This is a genomic window from Pseudomonas sp. JR33AA, assembly GCF_021378985.1.
GTDB classification, from domain to species: domain Bacteria; phylum Pseudomonadota; class Gammaproteobacteria; order Pseudomonadales; family Pseudomonadaceae; genus Aquipseudomonas; species Aquipseudomonas alloputida.
Genome location: NZ_JAJSAW010000001.1, coordinates 659,799 through 678,362 on the forward strand (window position 1 = coordinate 659,799; position 18,564 = coordinate 678,362).

The window sequence follows — 18,564 nt, forward strand, 5'->3', positions numbered from 1 at the left end:
CCTCGATTAACCGATGGAGATCATTTCAAAGTCGCTTTTGCCGACGCCACAGTCGGGGCACAGCCAGTCCTCAGGCACATCCTCCCAACGGGTGCCGGGGGCGATGCCGTCGTCGGGCCAGCCTTGGGCTTCGTCGTAGATCAGGCCACAGACAATACATTGCCACTTTTTCATCAGGTCTATTTCCTCGGTTCAGGCTGGGGCTTGTGTTGCGGCTGATGGCCTCTTCGCGGGCAAGCCCGCTCCTACAGTGACCGCGCACGCCAGGCGGGCTTGCCCGCGGATGGGGCCAGCGCGCAATGCGTGGGGCTTTGTAGCGGCCCTGCCGGCAGTATGCAAGCAGTTGAGGCAATCATGCTAAGCTCGCCGCCTCTCTGGCTGTAACAAAGCATACCGACGTGTCGTACGAATCCCCGCAAGCAGCCGCTGTCGCGTGGCTGCCGTATTCACAGCTGGCGACCGACATCGACCAGCCTACCCTTGACTGGCTGTTCGACGAGGGCTCGCTGACCCGCCGCCTGACCCGTCTGTCCATTGATCACTTTTCCGTCACCCCGCTGTTCGAAGGCTGGCAGCCGCTGCGCGATGACGAATGCCAAGCGCTGGGCATCGCTGCTGGCGCCGAAGGCTGGGTGCGCGAAGTGTACCTGCGCGGCCATGGCCAACCTTGGGTGTTCGCCCGCAGCGTGGCCAGCCGTAGCGCACTGGAACGGGGTGGCCTGGACCTGGAATCCCTGGGCAGCCGCTCGCTGGGCGAGCTGCTGTTCTGCGACCAGGCGTTCATCCGTCATCCGCTCGAAGTGTGCACTTATCCACAGGCCTGGCTGCCGTCAGAAGCTGCACATGCGGCACTTTGGGCCCGCCGCTCGCGCTTCGAGCGCAACGGCCTGGACCTGCTGGTGGCAGAAGTGTTCCTGCCGGCATTGTGGCAAGCGGCCAAGGAGGAAAACCGCTGATGTACCTGCAACTGCTCAAGTCGCTCAACCGCCTGCACCCGCGGGCCTGGGACTTCGTCCAGCTCAGCCGCATGGACCGGCCGATAGGCATCTACCTGCTGTTGTGGCCGACCCTGTCGGCAGTGTGGATTGCCGGCAATGGGTCACCAACCCTGGCCAATGTGCTCATCTTCGGCCTTGGTGTGGTGCTGATGCGCGCGGCCGGCTGCTGCATCAACGACTTTGCCGACCGCAAGGTTGACGGCCACGTCAAGCGCACCGCCGACCGCCCCCTGGCCAGTGGCCGGGTACGGCCACGCGAGGCGCTGACACTGTTCGCGATTCTGGTCGGGGTGAGTTTCCTGCTGGTGCTATGCACCAACAGCCGCACCGTCTGGCTGTCGTTCGGCGCAGTGGCGTTGGCGTTCTGTTACCCGTTCATGAAGCGCTACACCTACTACCCGCAGGTGGTGCTGGGGGCGGCGTACTCCTGGGGCATTCCGATGGCTTTCACAGCTGCTGGCGGCGAGCTGCCGGCCGGTGCCTGGCTGCTGTACATCGCCAACCTGCTGTGGACCGTGGGGTACGACACCTACTACGCCATGGTCGACCGTGATGACGACCTGAAGATTGGTGTGAAATCCACCGCGATCCTGTTCGGCGAAGCCGATCGCAGCATCATCCTGACCCTGCAGTTGCTGTCGCTGGGCTGCCTGTTGCTGGCCGGTAGCCGGTTCGATCTTGGCGGCTGGTTCCACCTTGGGTTGCTGGGTGCGGCGGCGTGCTTTGCCTGGGAATACTGGTCAACGCGCAAGCTGGACCGGGAATCGTGCTTCAAGGCGTTTCTGCACAACCACTGGGCGGGGTTGCTGGTATTTATCGGGGTGGTGCTGGATTACGCGTTGCGCTGAATATTTTGGGGCCGCACAGCGGCCCCGGCTGTCTCAAGGCTTGGCAACGTGCCAGACGTCCTTCACGCCGTCACCGGTCATGTCGCCGGCCTTCTTGTCCTTGACGAAGGTATACAGCGGCTTGCCGTCGTAAGCCCACTGCATCGAGCCGTCGTCACGCGTTACATGGGTCCATTTGTCCTTCGGTGCTTCGTCCTCTTTCTTGACCATCAACGGTGGCCAGTTCTTGGCGCAATCGCCATTGCACATCGACTTGCCACCCGCATCCTTGTCAAAGGTGTACAGGGTCATGCCGGCATGATCGACCCACATGCCGTCCTTCTCCGTGGCATGGTGGGCCAACGCCACCCCCGGAAGCGCCAGCGCAGTGAAAAGGGCCATCCAGCTCAGCGTATGTCGTGTCATTGGATTCACCATTGTCGCGGGGGGAAATGGGTTCGGGTTGCCTTTACCGCGGCTCTCTCTAGCCTAGTTCAGTCACGGAATGTCGCCAGAACGGCCAACACCCTGTCACACAGCTGCAATAATTCCGTTATCTAATGCGGGCCAAGACACCGAATCCAGGAGAGGTTTTGAGCATGGTAGGCAGGAACATTCTGATCGTCGACGACGAAGCGCCCATTCGCGAGATGATCGCCGTTGCCCTGGAAATGGCCGGCTATGACTGCCTGGAAGCGGAAAACTCGCAACAGGCCCACGCGATCATCGTCGACCGCAAACCGGACCTGATCCTGCTCGACTGGATGCTGCCCGGCACCTCCGGCATAGAGCTGGCCCGCCGCCTGAAGCGCGACGAACTGACCGGCGATATACCGATCATCATGCTCACGGCCAAGGGTGAAGAGGACAACAAGATCCAGGGCCTGGAAGTGGGCGCCGACGACTACATCACCAAGCCGTTTTCGCCGCGTGAACTGGTCGCGCGACTGAAAGCCGTGCTGCGCCGCACTGGCCCGAGCGACAGCGAGGCGCCGATCGAGGTCGGCGGCCTGCTGCTCGACCCGATCAGCCACCGTGTGACCATCGATGGCAAGCCGGCAGAGATGGGCCCTACCGAATACCGCCTGCTGCAGTTTTTCATGACCCACCAGGAGCGCGCCTACACCCGCGGCCAATTGCTGGACCAGGTGTGGGGCGGCAACGTCTACGTCGAGGAACGTACCGTCGATGTGCACATTCGTCGCCTGCGCAAGGCGCTGGGTGAAGCTTACGAGAATCTGGTACAAACCGTCCGGGGCACTGGCTACCGCTTCTCGACCAAGAGCTGATCGAGCTCTGGGGCGCCAAGCTGCACATCGTTGTACAAGGATCGTCAATTGAACCAGAACTGGCACGCGACCCTGATTCGCCATCTGCTGTTGCTGATTACCGTATGCCTGATCGGCGGGCTGGTCAGCGGCTATTACGGCTGGAGCCTGGCCATTGGCCTGGCGCTCTATCTGGGCTGGACCCTCAAGCAACTGCTGCGCTTGCACGACTGGCTGCGCAATCACCAACCCGACGAAGCACCGCCCGATGGCTACGGCCTGTGGGGCGAGGTATTCGATAGCATCTACCACCTGCAACGCCGCGACCAACGCGTACGGGGCCGCCTGCAGGCAGTGATCGACCGGGTGCAGGAATCCACCGCCGCGCTGCGTGACGCGGTGATCATGCTGGACAGTGACGGCAACCTGGAATGGTGGAACCGCGCCGCCGAGACCCTGCTGGGCTTCAAGACCCCACAGGACGGCGGCCAGCAAGTGACCAACCTGGTGCGCCACCCGCTCTTCAAAGAGTACTTCGAGGCAGAAAACTACCTCGAACCGCTGGAAATCCCTTCGCCGATCAATGACCGCATGCGTGTGCAGTTGCACATCACCCGCTACGGCAACAATGAACACCTGATGCTGGTGCGCGATGTCACCCGCATTCACCAGCTGGAACAGATGCGCAAGGACTTCGTCGCCAACGTGTCCCACGAGCTGCGTACACCGCTGACGGTAATCACCGGCTACCTGGAAACCCTGCTGGACAACGTCGAGGACGTGAACCCGCGGTGGAGCCGCGCCCTGCAGCAGATGAGCCAGCAAGGCTCGCGCATGCAAACCCTGCTCAACGATTTGCTGCTGCTGGCCAAACTGGAAGCCACCGATTACCCATCGGACAACCAGCCGGTGGCAGTCGATGCCCTGCTCGCCGCCATCAAGAACGACGCCCAGGCCCTTTCAGGGCCGCGCAACCAGCGTATCAGCCTGGACGCTGCGCCTGGCATCAAGCTGAAGGGGAGCGAGTCGGAGTTGCGCAGTGCCTTTTCCAATCTGGTGTTCAATGCAGTCAAGTACACCCAGGATGAGGGCAACATCCGCATCCGCTGGTGGGCCGATGCCCAGGGCGCACACCTGTCGGTTCAGGACTCTGGGGTGGGCATCGATGCCAAGCACTTGCCACGCCTGACCGAGCGCTTCTACCGGGTAGACTCCAGCCGTGCATCGAATACCGGCGGTACCGGGCTGGGGCTCGCAATCGTCAAGCATGTGCTGATGCGCCACCGCGGCAAACTGGAAATCAGCAGTGTACCGGGGCATGGCAGCACCTTTACCTGTCACTTTGCGCCAGCACAATTGGCCAACGAAAAGGCTTGAGATCGGGGTTGCTGCGCGGACCTTCGCTGGCATGTCTGCTCCCCCAGGGACAGCAATGAGTCCGCTGCCCTTTGCTTTTACGGCCCCAGCCGCTACATTGGATCCCCTGTGCCAGCAAAAGCTGGCACTTTTTTTCTCTCTATCTCAAAGACGGACCCCGTAAAAACTCCATCATGGACCCTTCCTCTGGTATTAGCCTCACCTCGTTATTCGCCGACTTCGGCATGATCATCTTTGCCTTGCTGCTGGTGCTGCTCAACGGCTTCTTCGTTGCTGCAGAGTTCGCCATGGTCAAGCTGCGCGCTACACGCGTAGAGGCCATCGCCGAAAAGCACGGCTGGCGTGGCAACATCCTGCGCAAGGTTCACAACCAACTCGACGCCTACCTGTCGGCCTGCCAATTGGGCATCACCCTCGCCTCGCTGGGCCTGGGCTGGGTGGGTGAGCCCGCCTTCGCCCACCTGCTGGAACCATTGCTGGCCTATTTCGGCGTGGACAGCGCAGAGCTGGTCAAGGCGATTTCGTTCTTCGTCGCCTTCTTCGTCATCTCGTACCTGCACATCGTGGTTGGTGAGCTGGCCCCCAAGTCCTGGGCTATCCGTAAGCCAGAGCTGCTGTCGCTGTGGACCGCCGTGCCGCTTTACCTGTTTTACTGGGCGATGTACCCGGCCATCTACCTGCTCAACGCCAGCGCCAATACCATCCTGCGCATTGCCGGCCAGGGCGAGCCTGGCCCGCACCACGAGCACCACTACAGCCGTGAAGAACTTAAGCTGATCCTGCACTCCAGCCGTGGTCAGGACCCAAGCGACCAAGGCATGCGCGTGCTGGCCTCGGCCGTGGAAATGGGCGAGCTGGAAGTGGTCGACTGGGCCAACTCGCGTGAGGACATGATCAGCATCGACGCCCATGCGCCTCTGAAGCAGATCCTGGCCCTGGTGCGCCGCCACAAGTTCAGCCGCTACCCGGTGTACGACACCGAGCGCGAAGAGTTCACCGGCCTGCTGCACATCAAGGATCTGCTGCTGGAGCTGGCTGAGCTGGAGCACTTGCCAGAGACCATCGACCTGGAGGACCTTGCCCGGCCCCTCGAACGCGTGTCCCGGCACATGCCCCTGTCCCAGTTGCTGGAGCAGTTCCGCAAGGGCGGAGCGCACTTCGTGCTGGTAGAGGAAGCCGATGGCAAGGTGATCGGCTACCTGACCATGGAAGACGTGCTGGAAGTGCTGGTGGGCGACATCCAGGACGAGCACCGCAAGACCGAGCGTGGCATTCTCGCCTACCAGCCGGGCAAGCTGCTGGTGCGCGGCGACACCCCTCTGTTCAAGGTCGAACGTCTGCTGGGTATCGACCTTGACCACATCGAGGCGGAAACCCTGGCCGGGTTGATCTACGAGACGCTCAAGCGCGTGCCGGAAGAAGAGGAAGTGCTGGAGGTCGAAGGGCTGCGCATCATCATCAAGAAGATGAAAGGGCCCAAGATCGTGCTGGCCAAGGTACTGAAGCTGGATTAATGGCCATGGGGCTGCTGCGCAGCCCATCGCGACGCAAGGCCGCTCCCACAGGTACAGCGCATGCCTCTGGCTATGTGCAGGCTCTGTGGGAGCGGCCTTGTGTCGCGAAAGGCCTGCGAAGCAGGCCCGGCAATCTCAAGGGTTACCTGCAGTAAAATCAGGCAACCCGCTGATCGGCCTGTCGAAGCGGTAAGGTATCGACTCCAGCGCCAACCCCACATTGCGCTGCACTACAAAATGCAGGTGCGGCCCAGTGCTGTTGCCGGTATTGCCCGACTTGGCCAGCATCTGGCCCTGCCGTACCCGCTGCCCCTCCGCTACCACCACCGAACCACGCATCAGGTGAAGGTAGACGCCCATGGTGCCATCCGGGTGCAAAATCCTTACAAAGTTGCCCGAAGGGTTGGGCGCCCGCCCGCTCTGGCTGTTCTGCGTCTTCACCACCACCCCTTCCCGCGCGGCGATGATGGGTGTGCCTTCGGGCATGGCGATATCCATGGCGTAGCGCCCTCTGGGCCCAAAATGACTGACACGGCCATTGGGGCCCTGAGTGACGCGGAACGGCCCGCCAAGCCACGGAAACGCGTAGCGGAAGCCTTGCGGCCGTTTGCCCGGGTCACCCATGGCCTGCAGCAGCGTCGAACGGTAGTTCAGCAGCAGCCCGGGCCGCCCCCTGAGCACACTGAGCATCTGCGTGGTGCGCGGCGGCAGCAGCCGGCGCACGATACGCGGAGCATCGCCGCCTTGTGCGTTGACCAGGTTGTCCAGCCGCAACTCGACCTCTACCGGCACATGCAGCTCGTTTCGTGCCGAAAAGCTCACGCCACCGTCGAAAGTTTTTGCATTCAGCAGTACCTGGCCTTCGAGCGTTTCGATCATGGGCTCGAACAACACCAGGGGCTTGGCGCCGGGGCCGGGCCGGTCGGAATAGGAGATCACACCGGAATCGTCGGTGATCTTGTAGAGCGTCACACCCAGGCTCGACGCCGAGGCCATGAGCAATGCACAGAACAGCAGCAGGCGCGCGGGCATGATAGTGGCTTTTTGACAGTTATGGTCTGTCGAAGACTAGCAGCGGGTTTTACGGCAGGTATTGCAGTTGGTCGGATGGAGCGACGCGGGCTGCTGCAGGAGCAGTTTGAGCTGCTCCTACTCAAAGCGGGGCGCGGGCCGGAGTCAGGCGCCGGGGGTGAAGTGCTTCTGCGCAGTGCCGCGGGCAATCAACCGCGACAGGTAGTCGAGCTTCTGGGCATCCTGGTCGACAAACTTGAACGTCAACTGCAGCCAGTCGCTGTCAGGTTTTGGCTCCAGCGCCGCCACCGCATGCAGGTAGCCGTTCAGGCGAGCGACTTCGGCACTTTCGCCCTGCTCCAGGTCCAGCACCGCACCTTCCAATACCTGTGGCAACGTTTCGCTGCGGCGTACCACCAGCAGTGCCTCTTTCAGGCTCAACGCCTTGATCACGCATGGCTGCGAGCCACTGGCCAGGCGCAACTGGCCCTGGCCACGGCCGCTCGGCGCGGGGGCAGCGGGTGCGGGAGCCGCGACCGAAGGCCTGGCCGGTGCCGGCGCCGGCGCCGCAACCTTGACCGCTTCGGGCTTGCCCGCAGTCAGCGCGTTCAACGAATCGTTGGCGAACGCCGGGTTGGCTCGCGCCGGGCCGATGGCCATCAGGCTATCGAGCTTACCGATCTTGGTCAGGGCTTTCTTTACCTTGGTCAGCAGTTGCTCGTTGGTGAACGGCTTGCCTACAAAATCGGAAACGCCCGCCTGGATCGCCTGAATGACGTTTTCCTTGTCGCCACGGCTGGTCACCATGATGAACTGCAGGTTCTTCAATGCAGGCTGCTGGCGGCACCAGGTGAGCAGTTCCAGGCCGGACATCTCCGGCATTTCCCAGTCGCACAGGACCAGGTCGAACGGCTCCTTGCCGAGCAGGGCCATGGCCTTGCGGCCGTTGACCGCATCGTCGATCGCCATGCCCGGGAAGGCATTGCGCAGGCACTTGCGGACCAGGTCGCGGATAAACGGGGCGTCATCCACGACCAGCACATTCACTTTACTCATCGATACTCCTTCTGAACCCGACTAGCCTACTGCCAAATACTGGCCATTTGCTACAACCTGGTCACGCCGGGACTTCATCACATCATTCGCGGGTGCCTGCCGGCTCTCGACCGCAAACGAAAACGCCCGGCCAAGGCCGGGCGTCGATGCTCGGGAGCAACCTTACTTATCGTCAGATTCGCCCGAAACATTAGCCTTTTCGCCGTCGGCGATCGCAGTGCCCTGCACTTCGGCAGTCATCCGCTTGAGCCCCATGTGGCGCACGTCGGTGCCGCGCACCAGGTAGATCACCAGTTCGGAGATGTTGCGCGCATGGTCGCCAATACGCTCCAGCGAGCGCAGCACCCAGATCACGCTCAGCACCCGTGAGATAGAGCGTGGGTCTTCCATCATGTAGGTCACCAGCTCACGCAGCGCGGTCTTGTATTCGCGGTCGATGGTCTTGTCGTACTGGGCCACCGACAGCGCCAGGTCGGCGTCGAAGCGGGCAAAGGCGTCCAGCGCATCACGGACCATGTTGCGCACTTGGTCGCCAATGTGGCGCACCTCGACATAACCACGAGGCGACTCGCCCTCTTCGCACAACTGGATGGCGCGGCGGGCGATCTTGGTCGACTCGTCGCCGATGCGTTCCAGATCGATCACCGACTTGGAAATGCTGATGATCAGGCGCAGGTCCGAGGCCGCCGGCTGGCGGCGGGCGAGGATGCGCAAGCACTCCTCGTCGATGTTGCGCTCCATCTGGTTGATCTGCTCGTCAACCTCACGCACCTGCTGGGCCAGACCAGAATCGGCTTCGATCAGTGCGGTAACCGCATCGTTGACCTGCTTTTCCACCAGCCCGCCCATGGCCAGCAGGTGGCTGCGCACCTCTTCGAGCTCGGCGTTGAACTGCTGGGAAATGTGATGGGTAAGGCTTTCTTTGTTGATCATCGTTTTGTCCTTTGGTAGCGCGGCCCTGTAGGAGCGGGTTCACCCGCGAACACCGGCAACGCCGGTGCCAGGCACCGAGGTGCCTGTTTCGCGAGCGGCGCTTAGCCGTAGCGACCGGTGATGTAATCTTCGGTCTGCTTCTTCGCCGGGTTGGTGAACAGGGTATCGGTATCCCCGAATTCGACCAGTTTGCCCATGTACATGAACGCGGTGTAATCCGAAACACGCGCCGCTTGCTGCATGTTGTGGGTCACGATGACGATGGTGTACTTGGATTTCAATTCATAGATCAGTTCTTCGACCTTCAATGTCGAGATCGGGTCCAGTGCCGAGCACGGTTCGTCAAGCAGCAGCACCTCCGGCTCCACGGCAATGGTGCGGGCGATGACCAGACGCTGCTGCTGACCACCAGACAGGCCCAGCGCCGACTCGTGCAGGCGGTCCTTGACCTCGTCCCACAAGGCCGCGCCCTTCAACGCCCACTCCACGGCTTCATCAAGCACGCGCTTCTTGTTGATGCCCTGGATGCGCAGGCCGTAGACCACGTTCTCGTAGATGGTCTTGGGGAACGGGTTCGGCTTCTGGAACACCATGCCCACGCGCCGGCGCAGTTCGGCAACGTCTTCGCCCTTGCGGTAGATGTTGTTGCCGTACAGGTTGATGGCACCTTCCACACGGCAACCGTCAACCAGGTCGTTCATCCGGTTGAAGGTGCGCAGCAGGGTCGACTTGCCGCAGCCGGATGGGCCGATGAAGGCGGTCACGCGCTGCTTCGGGATGTTCATCTGCACGTCGAACAGCGCTTGCTTGTCGCCATAGAACAGGCTCAGGCCCGGCACTTCGATGGCCACGGTTTCTTCAGCCATCCGCAGGCTCTGCTTGTTGCGGCCCAAGGCAGACATGTCGATGCCATGGGTGTGGGAATCTTGCTGCATGGTCAACTCCATACGCTATCAAGTCGTTTCAAAGGGCCGCCCGGCTTACGGGCGGCACGCTTGCAATCAGGGTCAGCCGTCCAGCGCCTTGTACTTCTCACGCAGGTGGTTGCGAATCCACACGGCAGAGAGGTTGAGGGTCGCGATCACCAGCACCAGCAGCAGCGCAGTGGCATACACCAGCGGCCGCGCAGCTTCGACGTTAGGGCTCTGGAAGCCGACGTCATAGATGTGGAAGCCCAGGTGCATGATCTTCTGGTCCAGGTGCAGGTACGGGTAGTTGCCATCCACCGGCAGCGACGGCGCCAGCTTCACCACACCCACAAGCATCAGCGGCGCCACTTCGCCGGCGGCACGGGCCACGGCGAGGATCATGCCGGTCATCATGGCCGGGCTGGCCATGGGCAGGACGATTTTCCACAGGGTCTCGGCCTTGGTTGCGCCCAACGCCAGCGAGCCTTCACGCACGGTGCGCGGAATGCGTGCCAGGCCCTCTTCGGTGGCCACGATCACCACCGGCACCGCCAGCAATGCCAGGGTCAGCGATGCCCACAGCAGGCCGGGGGTCCCCAGGGTCGGCGCCGGCAGTGCTTCCGGGAAGAACAGGCGGTCGATCGAGCCGCCCAGCACATAGACGAAGAAGCCCAGGCCGAACACACCGTAGACGATCGCAGGAACACCGGCCAGGTTGTTCACCGCGATACGGATAAGCCGGGTGACCGGGCCCTGCCTGGCGTATTCACGGAGGTACACGGCAGCCAGCACGCCGAACGGGGTAACGATCACGGCCATGATCAGGGTCATCATCACGGTACCGAAGATGGCCGGGAAGATACCGCCCTCGGTGTTGGCTTCACGCGGGTCGTCGCTGAGGAACTCCCAGACCTTGCCGAAGTAGGTGCCCAACTTGGTGAACGCCGACATGCCGTTCGGCTGAACGGCATGCACCACCTTGCTCAGGTTGATTTCCACTTCACGTCCGTTGCCATCCCGGGCCACCAGGCTGTCGCGGGCGAAAGCCTGGTGCAGGCCGCTCAGGCGGTCTTCGATAGCCTTGTAGCGGCTGTTGAGTTCGGCACGGTCGGCGTCCATGTCGGCCTGGGCGGCGGCGTCCAGCTTGCCGTCCAGCTCCAGCTTGCGCGCTTGCAGACGCAGGCGCTCAAGGCCATGGTTGATGGCGCCGATGTCCTTCTTCTCCAGCTGCTGCAGCTCGCTGTTGAGCTGGTTGGCACGCTTGAGGCGGGCCTGCAGTTCGTTCCAGGCAGCAGGGCCTTCGGCAACCACACGGCCTTGTTCCTTGACGCTGACCAGGTAGCCATAGAAGTTGCCCCACTCGCGGCGTTCAAGGGCCATCAGGTCAGCCGGGCGCTGTTCGTCGACCAGCCAGTCGCCGACCACCCAGGTAAAGTCGCTGCCGTTGAGGTCGCGGTTACCCACCTTGATCAGCTCCCGGGTCATGAACTCCGGGCCCTGGTCCGGTACCGGCAGGCCAGCCCCCTTCAGACGAGCTCGGGGTACTTCCTCCTTCTGCACCACTTCGCCAATGACAACGTGATCGGCCTGGCCTGGCACCTTGTAGGTGGCCTGGACAAGATCGGCTGGCCAGAAGTGGCCCAGGCCGCGCACGGCGATGACAGCCAGCAGGCCGACGGTCATGATCACGGCCATGGTCACCGCGCCGCCGCTCATCCAGACGCCTGGGGCGCCGCTCTTGAACCAGCCTTTGAGGGAATCCTTTTTCACGGATCGCTACCTTTCTATCAAAGCGACGAGTATTTCTTGCGCAGACGCTGGCGAATCAGCTCGGCCAAGGTGTTCATGATGAAGGTGAACATCAGCAGCACCAGGGCGGCCAGGAACAGCACGCGATAGTGGCTGCCACCGACTTCCGACTCCGGCATTTCCACAGCCACGTTGGCGGCCAGAGTGCGCATGCCCTCGAACAGGTTCATCTCCATCACCGGGGTATTGCCGGTGGCCATCAGCACGATCATGGTCTCGCCTACCGCACGGCCCATGCCGATCATCAGCGCCGAGAAGATGCCCGGGCTGGCGGTGAGGATGACCACACGGGTCAGGGTCTGCCAAGGCGTAGCGCCCAGTGCCAGCGAGCCCAGGGTCAGACTGCGCGGCACACTGAACACGGCATCTTCGGCAATCGAGTAGATGTTCGGGATGACCGCAAAGCCCATGGCGATACCGACTACCAGGGCGTTGCGCTGGTCGTAGGTGATACCTAGATCATTGGTGATCCACAGGCGCATGTCGCCGCCGAAGAACCAGCTTTCCAGGTGCGGGCTCATGGTCAAGGCGAACCAGCCGGTGAACAGGATGACCGGAATCAGGATCGCCGCTTCCCAACCATCCGGTACACGCAGGCGGATCGACTCCGGCAGCCGGCTCCAGAAAAAGCCGGCCAGCAGAATACCAATCGGCATCAGCAGGAACAGGCTGAACACACCGGGCAGATGGCCTTCCAGGTACGGGGCCAGGAACAGACCGGCGAAGAAGCCGAGGATCACCGTCGGCATCGCTTCCATCAGCTCGATCACCGGCTTGACCTTGCGGCGCATGCGCGGGGCCATGAAGTAGGCGGTGTAGATGGCTGCGGCAATGGCCAGCGGGGCGGCCAGGATCATGGCGTAGAACGCGGCCTTCAGGGTTCCGAAGGTCAGCGGCGACAGGCTCAGTTTGGGCTCGAAGTCAGTGTTCGAAGCGGTCGATTGCCAGACGTATTTCGGCTCGTCGTAGTTCTCGTACCACACCTTGCCCCACAGCGCGCTGAACGAAACTTCCGGGTGCGGGTTGCGCAGGCTCAACGGCAACAATTTGCCGCCTTCTTCGATGATGATGCGGTTGGCGCGTGGCGACAGGGCCAGCGTGCCAGGGCCTTGGGCGGCCGGCTCAACCAGCAGGGTTCGGTGGGCAGTGCTGTGGAACACGCCCAGTTTGCCTTCGGCGTCCAGGGCGATGAAACCCTTGCGGCGCTCTTCGGCGTCGATCTGCACGATCGGCGCCTTGCCCATCTGGAAGGTACGAATCTGCTTGAAGCGCGATTCGCCATCCGGGTCGCGGGCCATGAACCACTGGGCCAGCCCCCCCTTGGAGTCACCGATGATCAACGAAATGCCGCCAACCAGCTGGGCCGTGCCAGTAATTTCGGTGTCGGCGCTTTCAGACAGCTTGTAACGCCCGTTGAGGCTCTTGTCGCGCAGGCTGAACACGTCGGCCGTGGCGCGGCCGTTGATGACGTACAGCCACTGCTGGCGCGGGTCGATGAAGATATTCTTCACCGTCTCGGTCATTTGCGGCAGTTCGATGCGGTTCTGCTCGGTGGTGACCTCTTCGCTCATCATGTTTTCCGTGCGGATCAGCTCAAGCACCTGCAGGTGAGCACCGGTAGAGCCGGCCAGCAGCAGGGTGTCGCCATTGACGTTGACGCTGACGTGCTCCAGCGCACGCCCCTGCTCGTCGAGCACGAACGATTGCTCGCCGTACGGGTAGTCGATGCCTGGGGTGATGGTTTTCTTGTTGTCCGGGTAGGTGATCTTGTAGGTGTGGTGGAAAACCAGCGCCTGACCATTGGACAGGCCCAGCACCACCAGCGCGCTACCCGGCTGGTCAGTACTGATGGACGTGACCTGGGTGCCTGCTGGCACGGGTAGCTCGACACGCTTGAGCTCGTTACCGGTTTTGGTATCGAAGAACAATGCCTGGCCCTTGTCCGAAACACGCATCCCCACCTGATTCTGCTCTTCAAGCGCGATCATCAGTGGCTTACCGGCATCCTGCTGCAGCCATGTCGGCTCCAGTGCTTTCTTGCTGGTCAGCTCAGCGCCCTGGAACAGTGGCAACACCACATAAGCCAGGTAAAAGAAGATCAACGTGATTGCCGCCAATACGGCAAGCCCGCCTACCAGCACATACCAGCGGGTCAGGCGGTCCTTGAGCGCGCGCATGCGGCGCTTGCGTTGCAACTCGGGCGTATTGAAATCAATGCGCACGGGCTGGGAGTTTTGGGTCATGTTGGAATTGGCCAGATCATTCATGCGCACACCCTAGCGGTCCCGTGTGACAAAAACATTACAAAGTGGTGACGCGCGAAAGCCCGCCGCACAGGGAGCCTGGCTTCGGACTGGAAATTCGTGGAAGAGGCCGGGCTGTGGTACCGGCCTCCTCTTAATTACTTACTTCTTTGCAACGTTACCGGCGTGCGACAGGCCCAGGTCAGCCAGGGTCTTGTCGACAACTTTGGCCGGCAGCGGGATGTAACCATCCTTCACCACCACCTGCTGGCCCGCTTGCGACAGCACCAGCTTGACGAACTCGGCTTCCAGCGGGGCCAGAGGCTTGTTCGGCGCCTTGTTGACGTAGACGTACAGGAAGCGCGAAAGCGGGTAGGTGCCGTTCAGGGCGTTGGCTTCGTTGTCTTCAACAAACTCGCCGCCTTCTTTCTTGGCCAAGGCTACGGTCTTGACGCTGGCGGTCTTGTACCCAATACCCGAGTAGCCGATGCCGTTCAGCGAGGAGCTGATCGACTGCACGACCGAAGCCGAGCCAGGCTGTTCGTTGACGTTAGGTTTGAAGTCGCCTTTGCACAGGGCTTCTTCCTTGAAGTAGCCGTAGGTGCCCGATACCGAGTTGCGGCCGAACAGCTGGATTGGCTTGTTGGCCAGGTCGCCGGTCACACCGACGTCGCCCCAGGTCTTGATCTCGGCCTTGCCACCGCACAGGCGAGTGGAAGAGAAGATGGCGTCGACCTGAGCCATGGTCAGGCCCTTGATTGGGTTGTCCTTGTGCACGAACACGGCCAGGGCGTCGACGGCGACCGGGATGGCGGTCGGCTTGTAGCCGTACTTCTGCTCGAAGGCTTGCAGCTCGACGTCCTTCATCTTGCGGCTCATCGGGCCGAGGTTGGCGGTGCCTTCGGTCAGCGCGGGTGGCGCGGTAGAGGAGCCGGCAGCCTGGATCTGGATGTTTACGTTCGGATATTCCTTCTTGTAGGCCTCGGCCCACAGAGTCATAAGGTTCGCGAGGGTGTCGGAACCAACGCTGGAGAGGTTGCCCGAAACACCAGTGGTCTTGGTGTAGGTCGGGATCGCAGGATCGACAGCGGCTACCGCGTTGGCGGTTGCAACGCCAGCGGCGGCAAAGGTAAGGGCCGCCATCAAACGCTTCAGTTTCATGCCTTGCTCCTAGCAGGAATATTGGGGTGTTGGATGGAACGGGCCCAAGTATCGGCAGGCCGCATGAATACGATATGACTTCATTATGACAATTGGATGAAAGGCCATCACCGAAAGCACGTCTGGCCGCTTCGCGGCTAAAGCCACGGTTGTGGACACACATCGGTGGTTGGACACAGGCCTTCGCAGAAGCGGGTTCACCCGCGAAAGGACCGACCCTGCTGGCCAATCTCCCCCCGCCGTTCACCGTTGCCGCCGCTAACGTATTCGCGGGTAAACCCGCTCCTACAGGTTTGGTTTCGGCATTGAGGCCTGTGCAAATCCCCGTAGAGCGGCTTTAGCCGCGAAGAGGCCAGTAGCCGTAGCGCAAAATCAGCGTTTGTTGGCGAGCAGGTACAGGCCCACGGCCAGACCAACGGCGCACAGGCCTGCCACATAGTAGGCAGGCGCCATCGGGCTTACTTTCAGCAGCGCGGTCACCACCATCGGCGTCAAACCACCGAAGATCGCGTAGGCCACATTGTACGAGAACGACAGCCCGCTGAAGCGCACCGCCGCCGGGAATGCCTTGACCATCACATAAGGCACCGCGCCGATCACGCCAACGCACAGGCCGGTCAGCGCATACAGCGGGAACAGCAGCTCGGGCCGGGTTGGCAGGCTATGGTAAAAGGTCCAGGAACTGGCCAGCAGCAGCAGGCTGCCGATCACGAACACCCGGCCCGCCCCGAAGCGGTCGGCCAGGCTGCCAGCACCAATGCAGCCAAAGCTGAGCAGCACGATGGCCATGCTGTTGGCCTTGAGCGAGTCGATCGGGCTGATGTGGTAGAGGCTCTGCAGCAGCGCCGGGGTCATCAGAATGACCACCACGATGCCGGCAGAAAGCATCCAGGTCAGCAGCATCGACAGGATGATCGGGCCACGATGGTCACGCAGCACAGCACGCAGCGGCAGCTCCTCGGCAAGCGCCTTGCGTTGCTGCATTTCGGCGAACACCGGGGTTTCGTGCAGCCAGCGGCGCAGGTACACCGAGAACAGGCCGAACACTCCGCCCAGCAGGAACGGGATACGCCAGGCGTAGTCAGCCACTTCTTGCGCGCTGTACATGCTGTTGACCAGGGTCGCTACCAGAGAGCCCAGCAGAATGCCGGCAGTCAGGCCGGCGGTCAGGGTGCCGCAGGCATAGCCGGTGTTGCGAGCCGGCACGTGCTCAGAGACGAACACCCATGCGCCCGGTACTTCGCCGCCGATTGCCGCGCCCTGGATCACGCGCATCAGCAACAGCAGAATCGGTGCCCACATGCCGATCTGCGCATAGGTCGGCAGCAGGCCCATGATCAGGGTCGGCAGCGCCATCATGAAGATGCTCAGGGTGAACATCTTCTTGCGCCCGAGCAAGTCACCGAAGTGGGCCATGATGATGCCGCCCAGCGGCCGCGCCAGGTAGCCGGCGGCGAAGATGCCGAACGTTTGCATCAGCCGCAGCCACTCGGGCATGTCGGCCGGGAAGAACAACTTGCCCACCACCGTGGCGAAGAACACGAAGATGATGAAATCGTAGAACTCCAGCGCGCCGCCCAGGGCGGACAGTGAGAGGGTCTTGTAGTCGCTTCGGGTCAGCGGCCGCGAGGGCTGCTCGATACTGCTGGGCACGGAAGTCATCGCTCGTTGTTCTCTTTGTAGGGCATGCAGGCCGCTTGGCGCGCGGCTTCTGGATTGGAGACAGGCGAAGATAGCAAATTGCCGAGCTACGCCGAAAGCGATACACAATCCACACAGATATTCATGAATGCGCGGTCGTCGCTGGCCGTTATGCCCTATATACTGGCAATTCGTAGGATTATGTTGCTTCTAATGTGGGATGTTGTGCGAAAACGCCGGTCACTATTGTCAGGCGGTTTCGCAGAGTTTCCCTACGGCCGCCCAGTGAAACGAAATCGGCGTAGTATGTTTCAAGCTGAATCGTTTACCCGGCCTTTGCGCCACACCAACGAAAAGCGTCACGGGTCAGAGGCCCCATCGCATGATTGAGCTCGAACAAGAAGATCCAATCCCGCAAGGCGACCTGGCCTTGCAGATCACAGCACTGCCGCGAGAAACCAACGGTTTCGGCGATATCTTCGGCGGTTGGCTGGTTGCCCAGATGGACCTGGCAGGCACGGCCATGGCAAGCCGTGTAGCCGGCGGCCGCGTAGCCACCGTAGCCATCGATCGCATGGCCTTCCTGGTACCCGTCGCGGTCGGCGCACAGCTGTCATTCTATACCCAGACCCTGGAAATCGGCCGTAGCTCGATCCAGATGATGGTCGAAGTGTGGAGCGACGACCCGCTGTCCAGCGAATGGCGCAAGGTTACCGAAGCGGTATTCGTCTTCGTCGCCATCGACGGCAGTGGCCGCACCCGTTCCGTACCTCGTCGCTGAGCCACGCCGGCGGTAAACTCATTGCAAGTGCCCGGGTCCAAGGCCCACTGGCAATCAATGAGATGAATGCAATGGCTACCTTCCAGGTCGTAACCGAGCAACATGGCGAACTCAACTGCTGGCGTATCGGCAGTGACCGTGCCGAACTCCTGATCGCCCAGCAGGGCGCACAGGTCCTCAGCTACCAGCGGGTAGGCGAACCGCCACTGCTGTGGCTGAGCGACCAGGCCATCTTCCGCCAGGGCAAGTCGGTACGCGCCGGGGTACCGGTGTGCTGGCCATGGTTTGGCAACCTGCAGCGCAACCCTCAGGCCGTGCAGGCCATGTACCATGGCGAACAGGCGCCCGCGCATGGCCTGGCGCGTGCGCGCGACTGGCAATTGCTGGGTATCGAGGAAGCTGGCGAAAGCCTGCGCATCGAATTCGAACTGCCAGAAGCGCAGGGTGACCTGCCTGGCTGGCCTCATGACGTCGAGCTGAAACTGGTAGTGGTGCTGGGCGAGGACCTGCGGCTGAACCTGACCAGCCGCAACATGGGCAATACCCCCGTCACCATCAGCCAGGCCCTGCACAGCTACTTCGCTGTCAGTGACGTGCGCCAGGCGCGGGTCGAGGGTGTCGATGGGCTGGGTTATATCGAGACCCTGGCGGACTGGGAGCAGCGCCAGCAGCAGGGGGCACTGATGTTTGCCGGGGAGACTGACCGCATCTACCTGAACACCCCGCAAACGCTGAGTATTGTCGACCCGCACTGGAGCCGCCGTATTACCTTGACCAGCTGTGGCTCGCGCTCGGCGGTGATCTGGAACCCCTGGATCGATCGGGCCAGAGACTTGGCGGACATGGCTGATGATGGCTGGCAGCGGATGCTGTGCATCGAAACGGCGAATGTGTGGGATGACCTGGTGGAGTTGAAGCCTGGGCACAGCTGTTCGCTGGAGGTCAGGATTGTCAGCGAAATGATCTGAGTTTTACGGTGCCTGTACCGGCCTCTTCGCGGGTAAACCCGCTCCTACAAGTACCCCCGCGGCATGTCG

The 18,564-nt window shown here is 61.9% G+C and carries 17 protein-coding genes; 7 read left to right on the forward strand and 10 right to left on the reverse strand.

What is annotated here, in order from left to right; translation table 11 throughout:
• Positions 1–6 precede the first annotated feature (6 nt).
• Positions 7–174, reverse strand: a complete 168-nt coding sequence (locus LVS58_RS02930) for a rubredoxin (RefSeq protein WP_201199498.1) — start codon at positions 172–174, stop codon at positions 7–9.
• 224 nt (positions 175–398) lie between these two features.
• Here LVS58_RS02930 and LVS58_RS02935 point away from each other — a divergent pair, with 224 nt between their 5' ends.
• Together LVS58_RS02935 and ubiA are read left to right on the forward strand one after the other, a co-directional pair.
• The gene (locus LVS58_RS02935) at positions 399–956 is read left to right on the forward strand and encodes a chorismate--pyruvate lyase family protein (RefSeq protein ID WP_233689801.1); all 558 of its coding nucleotides are present in this window, start codon (positions 399–401) and stop codon (positions 954–956) included.
• Positions 956–1,846, forward strand: a complete 891-nt coding sequence (gene ubiA / locus LVS58_RS02940) for a 4-hydroxybenzoate octaprenyltransferase (protein ID WP_233689802.1) — start codon at positions 956–958, stop codon at positions 1,844–1,846. Before LVS58_RS02935 ends, ubiA begins: the two co-directional genes overlap by 1 nt.
• 33 nt (positions 1,847–1,879) lie before the next feature.
• Here the strand turns inward: ubiA and LVS58_RS02945 are convergent, their stop codons facing one another.
• On the reverse strand, positions 1,880–2,251 hold the full coding sequence (locus LVS58_RS02945; RefSeq protein ID WP_233689803.1) for a COG4315 family predicted lipoprotein: 372 nt from the start codon (positions 2,249–2,251) through the stop codon (positions 1,880–1,882).
• A gap of 173 nt (positions 2,252–2,424) precedes the next feature.
• Here LVS58_RS02945 and phoB point away from each other — a divergent pair, with 173 nt between their 5' ends.
• The 3 genes from phoB to LVS58_RS02960 all read left to right on the forward strand — a co-directional run bounded on the left by phoB (position 2,425) and on the right by LVS58_RS02960 (position 5,984).
• Positions 2,425–3,114 carry a phosphate regulon transcriptional regulator PhoB gene (phoB, locus tag LVS58_RS02950; protein WP_003253341.1) on the forward strand — a complete coding sequence of 230 codons (690 nt, stop codon included), beginning with the start codon at positions 2,425–2,427 and terminating at the stop codon, positions 3,112–3,114.
• A 48-nt stretch (positions 3,115–3,162) separates the two neighbouring features.
• Positions 3,163–4,470: a phosphate regulon sensor histidine kinase PhoR gene (gene phoR, locus LVS58_RS02955; RefSeq protein ID WP_233689804.1), complete on the forward strand. Its 1,308-nt coding sequence runs from the start codon at positions 3,163–3,165 to the stop codon at positions 4,468–4,470.
• A gap of 173 nt (positions 4,471–4,643) precedes the next feature.
• The gene (locus tag LVS58_RS02960; protein ID WP_233689805.1) at positions 4,644–5,984 is read left to right on the forward strand and encodes a hemolysin family protein; all 1,341 of its coding nucleotides are present in this window, start codon (positions 4,644–4,646) and stop codon (positions 5,982–5,984) included.
• A 135-nt stretch (positions 5,985–6,119) separates the two neighbouring features.
• Here LVS58_RS02960 and LVS58_RS02965 read toward each other — a convergent pair whose 3' ends face one another.
• The 8 genes from LVS58_RS02965 to LVS58_RS03000 all read right to left on the reverse strand — a co-directional run bounded on the left by LVS58_RS02965 (position 6,120) and on the right by LVS58_RS03000 (position 16,767).
• On the reverse strand, positions 6,120–7,016 hold the full coding sequence (locus LVS58_RS02965; protein ID WP_233689806.1) for a peptidoglycan DD-metalloendopeptidase family protein: 897 nt from the start codon (positions 7,014–7,016) through the stop codon (positions 6,120–6,122).
• A 144-nt stretch (positions 7,017–7,160) separates the two neighbouring features.
• Complete coding sequence (locus LVS58_RS02970; RefSeq protein WP_233689807.1) at positions 7,161–8,051, reverse strand: response regulator; 891 nt, start codon at positions 8,049–8,051, stop codon at positions 7,161–7,163.
• Positions 8,052–8,213: 162 nt separating this feature from the next.
• A complete protein-coding gene (gene phoU, locus LVS58_RS02975) occupies positions 8,214–8,984 on the reverse strand; it encodes a phosphate signaling complex protein PhoU (RefSeq protein WP_110743438.1) in 771 nt (256 codons plus the stop codon).
• Positions 8,985–9,085: 101 nt separating this feature from the next.
• On the reverse strand, positions 9,086–9,919 hold the full coding sequence (gene pstB / locus LVS58_RS02980; protein ID WP_003253327.1) for a phosphate ABC transporter ATP-binding protein PstB: 834 nt from the start codon (positions 9,917–9,919) through the stop codon (positions 9,086–9,088).
• 72 nt (positions 9,920–9,991) lie between these two features.
• Positions 9,992–11,608: a phosphate ABC transporter permease PstA gene (gene pstA, locus LVS58_RS02985; RefSeq protein WP_233689868.1), complete on the reverse strand. Its 1,617-nt coding sequence runs from the start codon at positions 11,606–11,608 to the stop codon at positions 9,992–9,994.
• Positions 11,609–11,679: 71 nt separating this feature from the next.
• Positions 11,680–13,968 (reverse strand): ABC transporter permease subunit, encoded by a 2,289-nt coding sequence (locus LVS58_RS02990; RefSeq protein WP_233689808.1) that lies wholly within the window; start codon positions 13,966–13,968, stop codon positions 11,680–11,682.
• Positions 13,969–14,106: 138 nt separating this feature from the next.
• Entirely contained in the window at positions 14,107–15,105 is a 999-nt protein-coding gene (locus LVS58_RS02995) for a phosphate ABC transporter substrate-binding protein PstS (RefSeq protein WP_014754876.1), read from the reverse strand.
• A 372-nt stretch (positions 15,106–15,477) separates the two neighbouring features.
• On the reverse strand, positions 15,478–16,767 hold the full coding sequence (locus tag LVS58_RS03000) for an MFS transporter (RefSeq protein WP_233689809.1): 1,290 nt from the start codon (positions 16,765–16,767) through the stop codon (positions 15,478–15,480).
• 361 nt (positions 16,768–17,128) lie between these two features.
• On the opposite strand from LVS58_RS03000, the gene LVS58_RS03005 reads away from it, so the two are divergent.
• Both LVS58_RS03005 and LVS58_RS03010 read left to right on the forward strand, forming a co-directional pair.
• Positions 17,129–17,527, forward strand: a complete 399-nt coding sequence (locus LVS58_RS03005; protein WP_003253317.1) for an acyl-CoA thioesterase — start codon at positions 17,129–17,131, stop codon at positions 17,525–17,527.
• A gap of 71 nt (positions 17,528–17,598) precedes the next feature.
• The gene (locus LVS58_RS03010) at positions 17,599–18,495 is read left to right on the forward strand and encodes a D-hexose-6-phosphate mutarotase (protein ID WP_233689810.1); all 897 of its coding nucleotides are present in this window, start codon (positions 17,599–17,601) and stop codon (positions 18,493–18,495) included.
• Positions 18,496–18,564: the final 69 nt, after the last annotated feature.

What these genes read in the sequence shown, in the direction of transcription:
- LVS58_RS02930 (WP_201199498.1), bottom strand. Translation starts at nt 174, where the DNA reads ATGAAAAAGTGGCAATGTATTGTCTGTGGCCTGATCTACGACGAAGCC.
- ubiA (WP_233689802.1), top strand. Translation starts at nt 956, where the DNA reads ATGTACCTGCAACTGCTCAAGTCGCTCAACCGCCTGCACCCGCGGGCC.
- LVS58_RS02945 (WP_233689803.1), bottom strand. Translation starts at nt 2,251, where the DNA reads ATGACACGACATACGCTGAGCTGGATGGCCCTTTTCACTGCGCTGGCG.
- phoB (WP_003253341.1), top strand. Translation starts at nt 2,425, where the DNA reads ATGGTAGGCAGGAACATTCTGATCGTCGACGACGAAGCGCCCATTCGC.
- LVS58_RS02960 (WP_233689805.1), top strand. Translation starts at nt 4,644, where the DNA reads ATGGACCCTTCCTCTGGTATTAGCCTCACCTCGTTATTCGCCGACTTC.
- LVS58_RS02965 (WP_233689806.1), bottom strand. Translation starts at nt 7,016, where the DNA reads ATGCCCGCGCGCCTGCTGCTGTTCTGTGCATTGCTCATGGCCTCGGCG.
- LVS58_RS02970 (WP_233689807.1), bottom strand. Translation starts at nt 8,051, where the DNA reads ATGAGTAAAGTGAATGTGCTGGTCGTGGATGACGCCCCGTTTATCCGC.
- phoU (WP_110743438.1), bottom strand. Translation starts at nt 8,984, where the DNA reads ATGATCAACAAAGAAAGCCTTACCCATCACATTTCCCAGCAGTTCAAC.
- pstB (WP_003253327.1), bottom strand. Translation starts at nt 9,919, where the DNA reads ATGCAGCAAGATTCCCACACCCATGGCATCGACATGTCTGCCTTGGGC.
- pstA (WP_233689868.1), bottom strand. Translation starts at nt 11,608, where the DNA reads ATGAGCGGCGGCGCGGTGACCATGGCCGTGATCATGACCGTCGGCCTG.
- LVS58_RS02990 (WP_233689808.1), bottom strand. Translation starts at nt 13,968, where the DNA reads ATGAATGATCTGGCCAATTCCAACATGACCCAAAACTCCCAGCCCGTG.
- LVS58_RS02995 (WP_014754876.1), bottom strand. Translation starts at nt 15,105, where the DNA reads ATGAAACTGAAGCGTTTGATGGCGGCCCTTACCTTTGCCGCCGCTGGC.
- LVS58_RS03000 (WP_233689809.1), bottom strand. Translation starts at nt 16,767, where the DNA reads ATGACTTCCGTGCCCAGCAGTATCGAGCAGCCCTCGCGGCCGCTGACC.
- LVS58_RS03005 (WP_003253317.1), top strand. Translation starts at nt 17,129, where the DNA reads ATGATTGAGCTCGAACAAGAAGATCCAATCCCGCAAGGCGACCTGGCC.
- LVS58_RS03010 (WP_233689810.1), top strand. Translation starts at nt 17,599, where the DNA reads ATGGCTACCTTCCAGGTCGTAACCGAGCAACATGGCGAACTCAACTGC.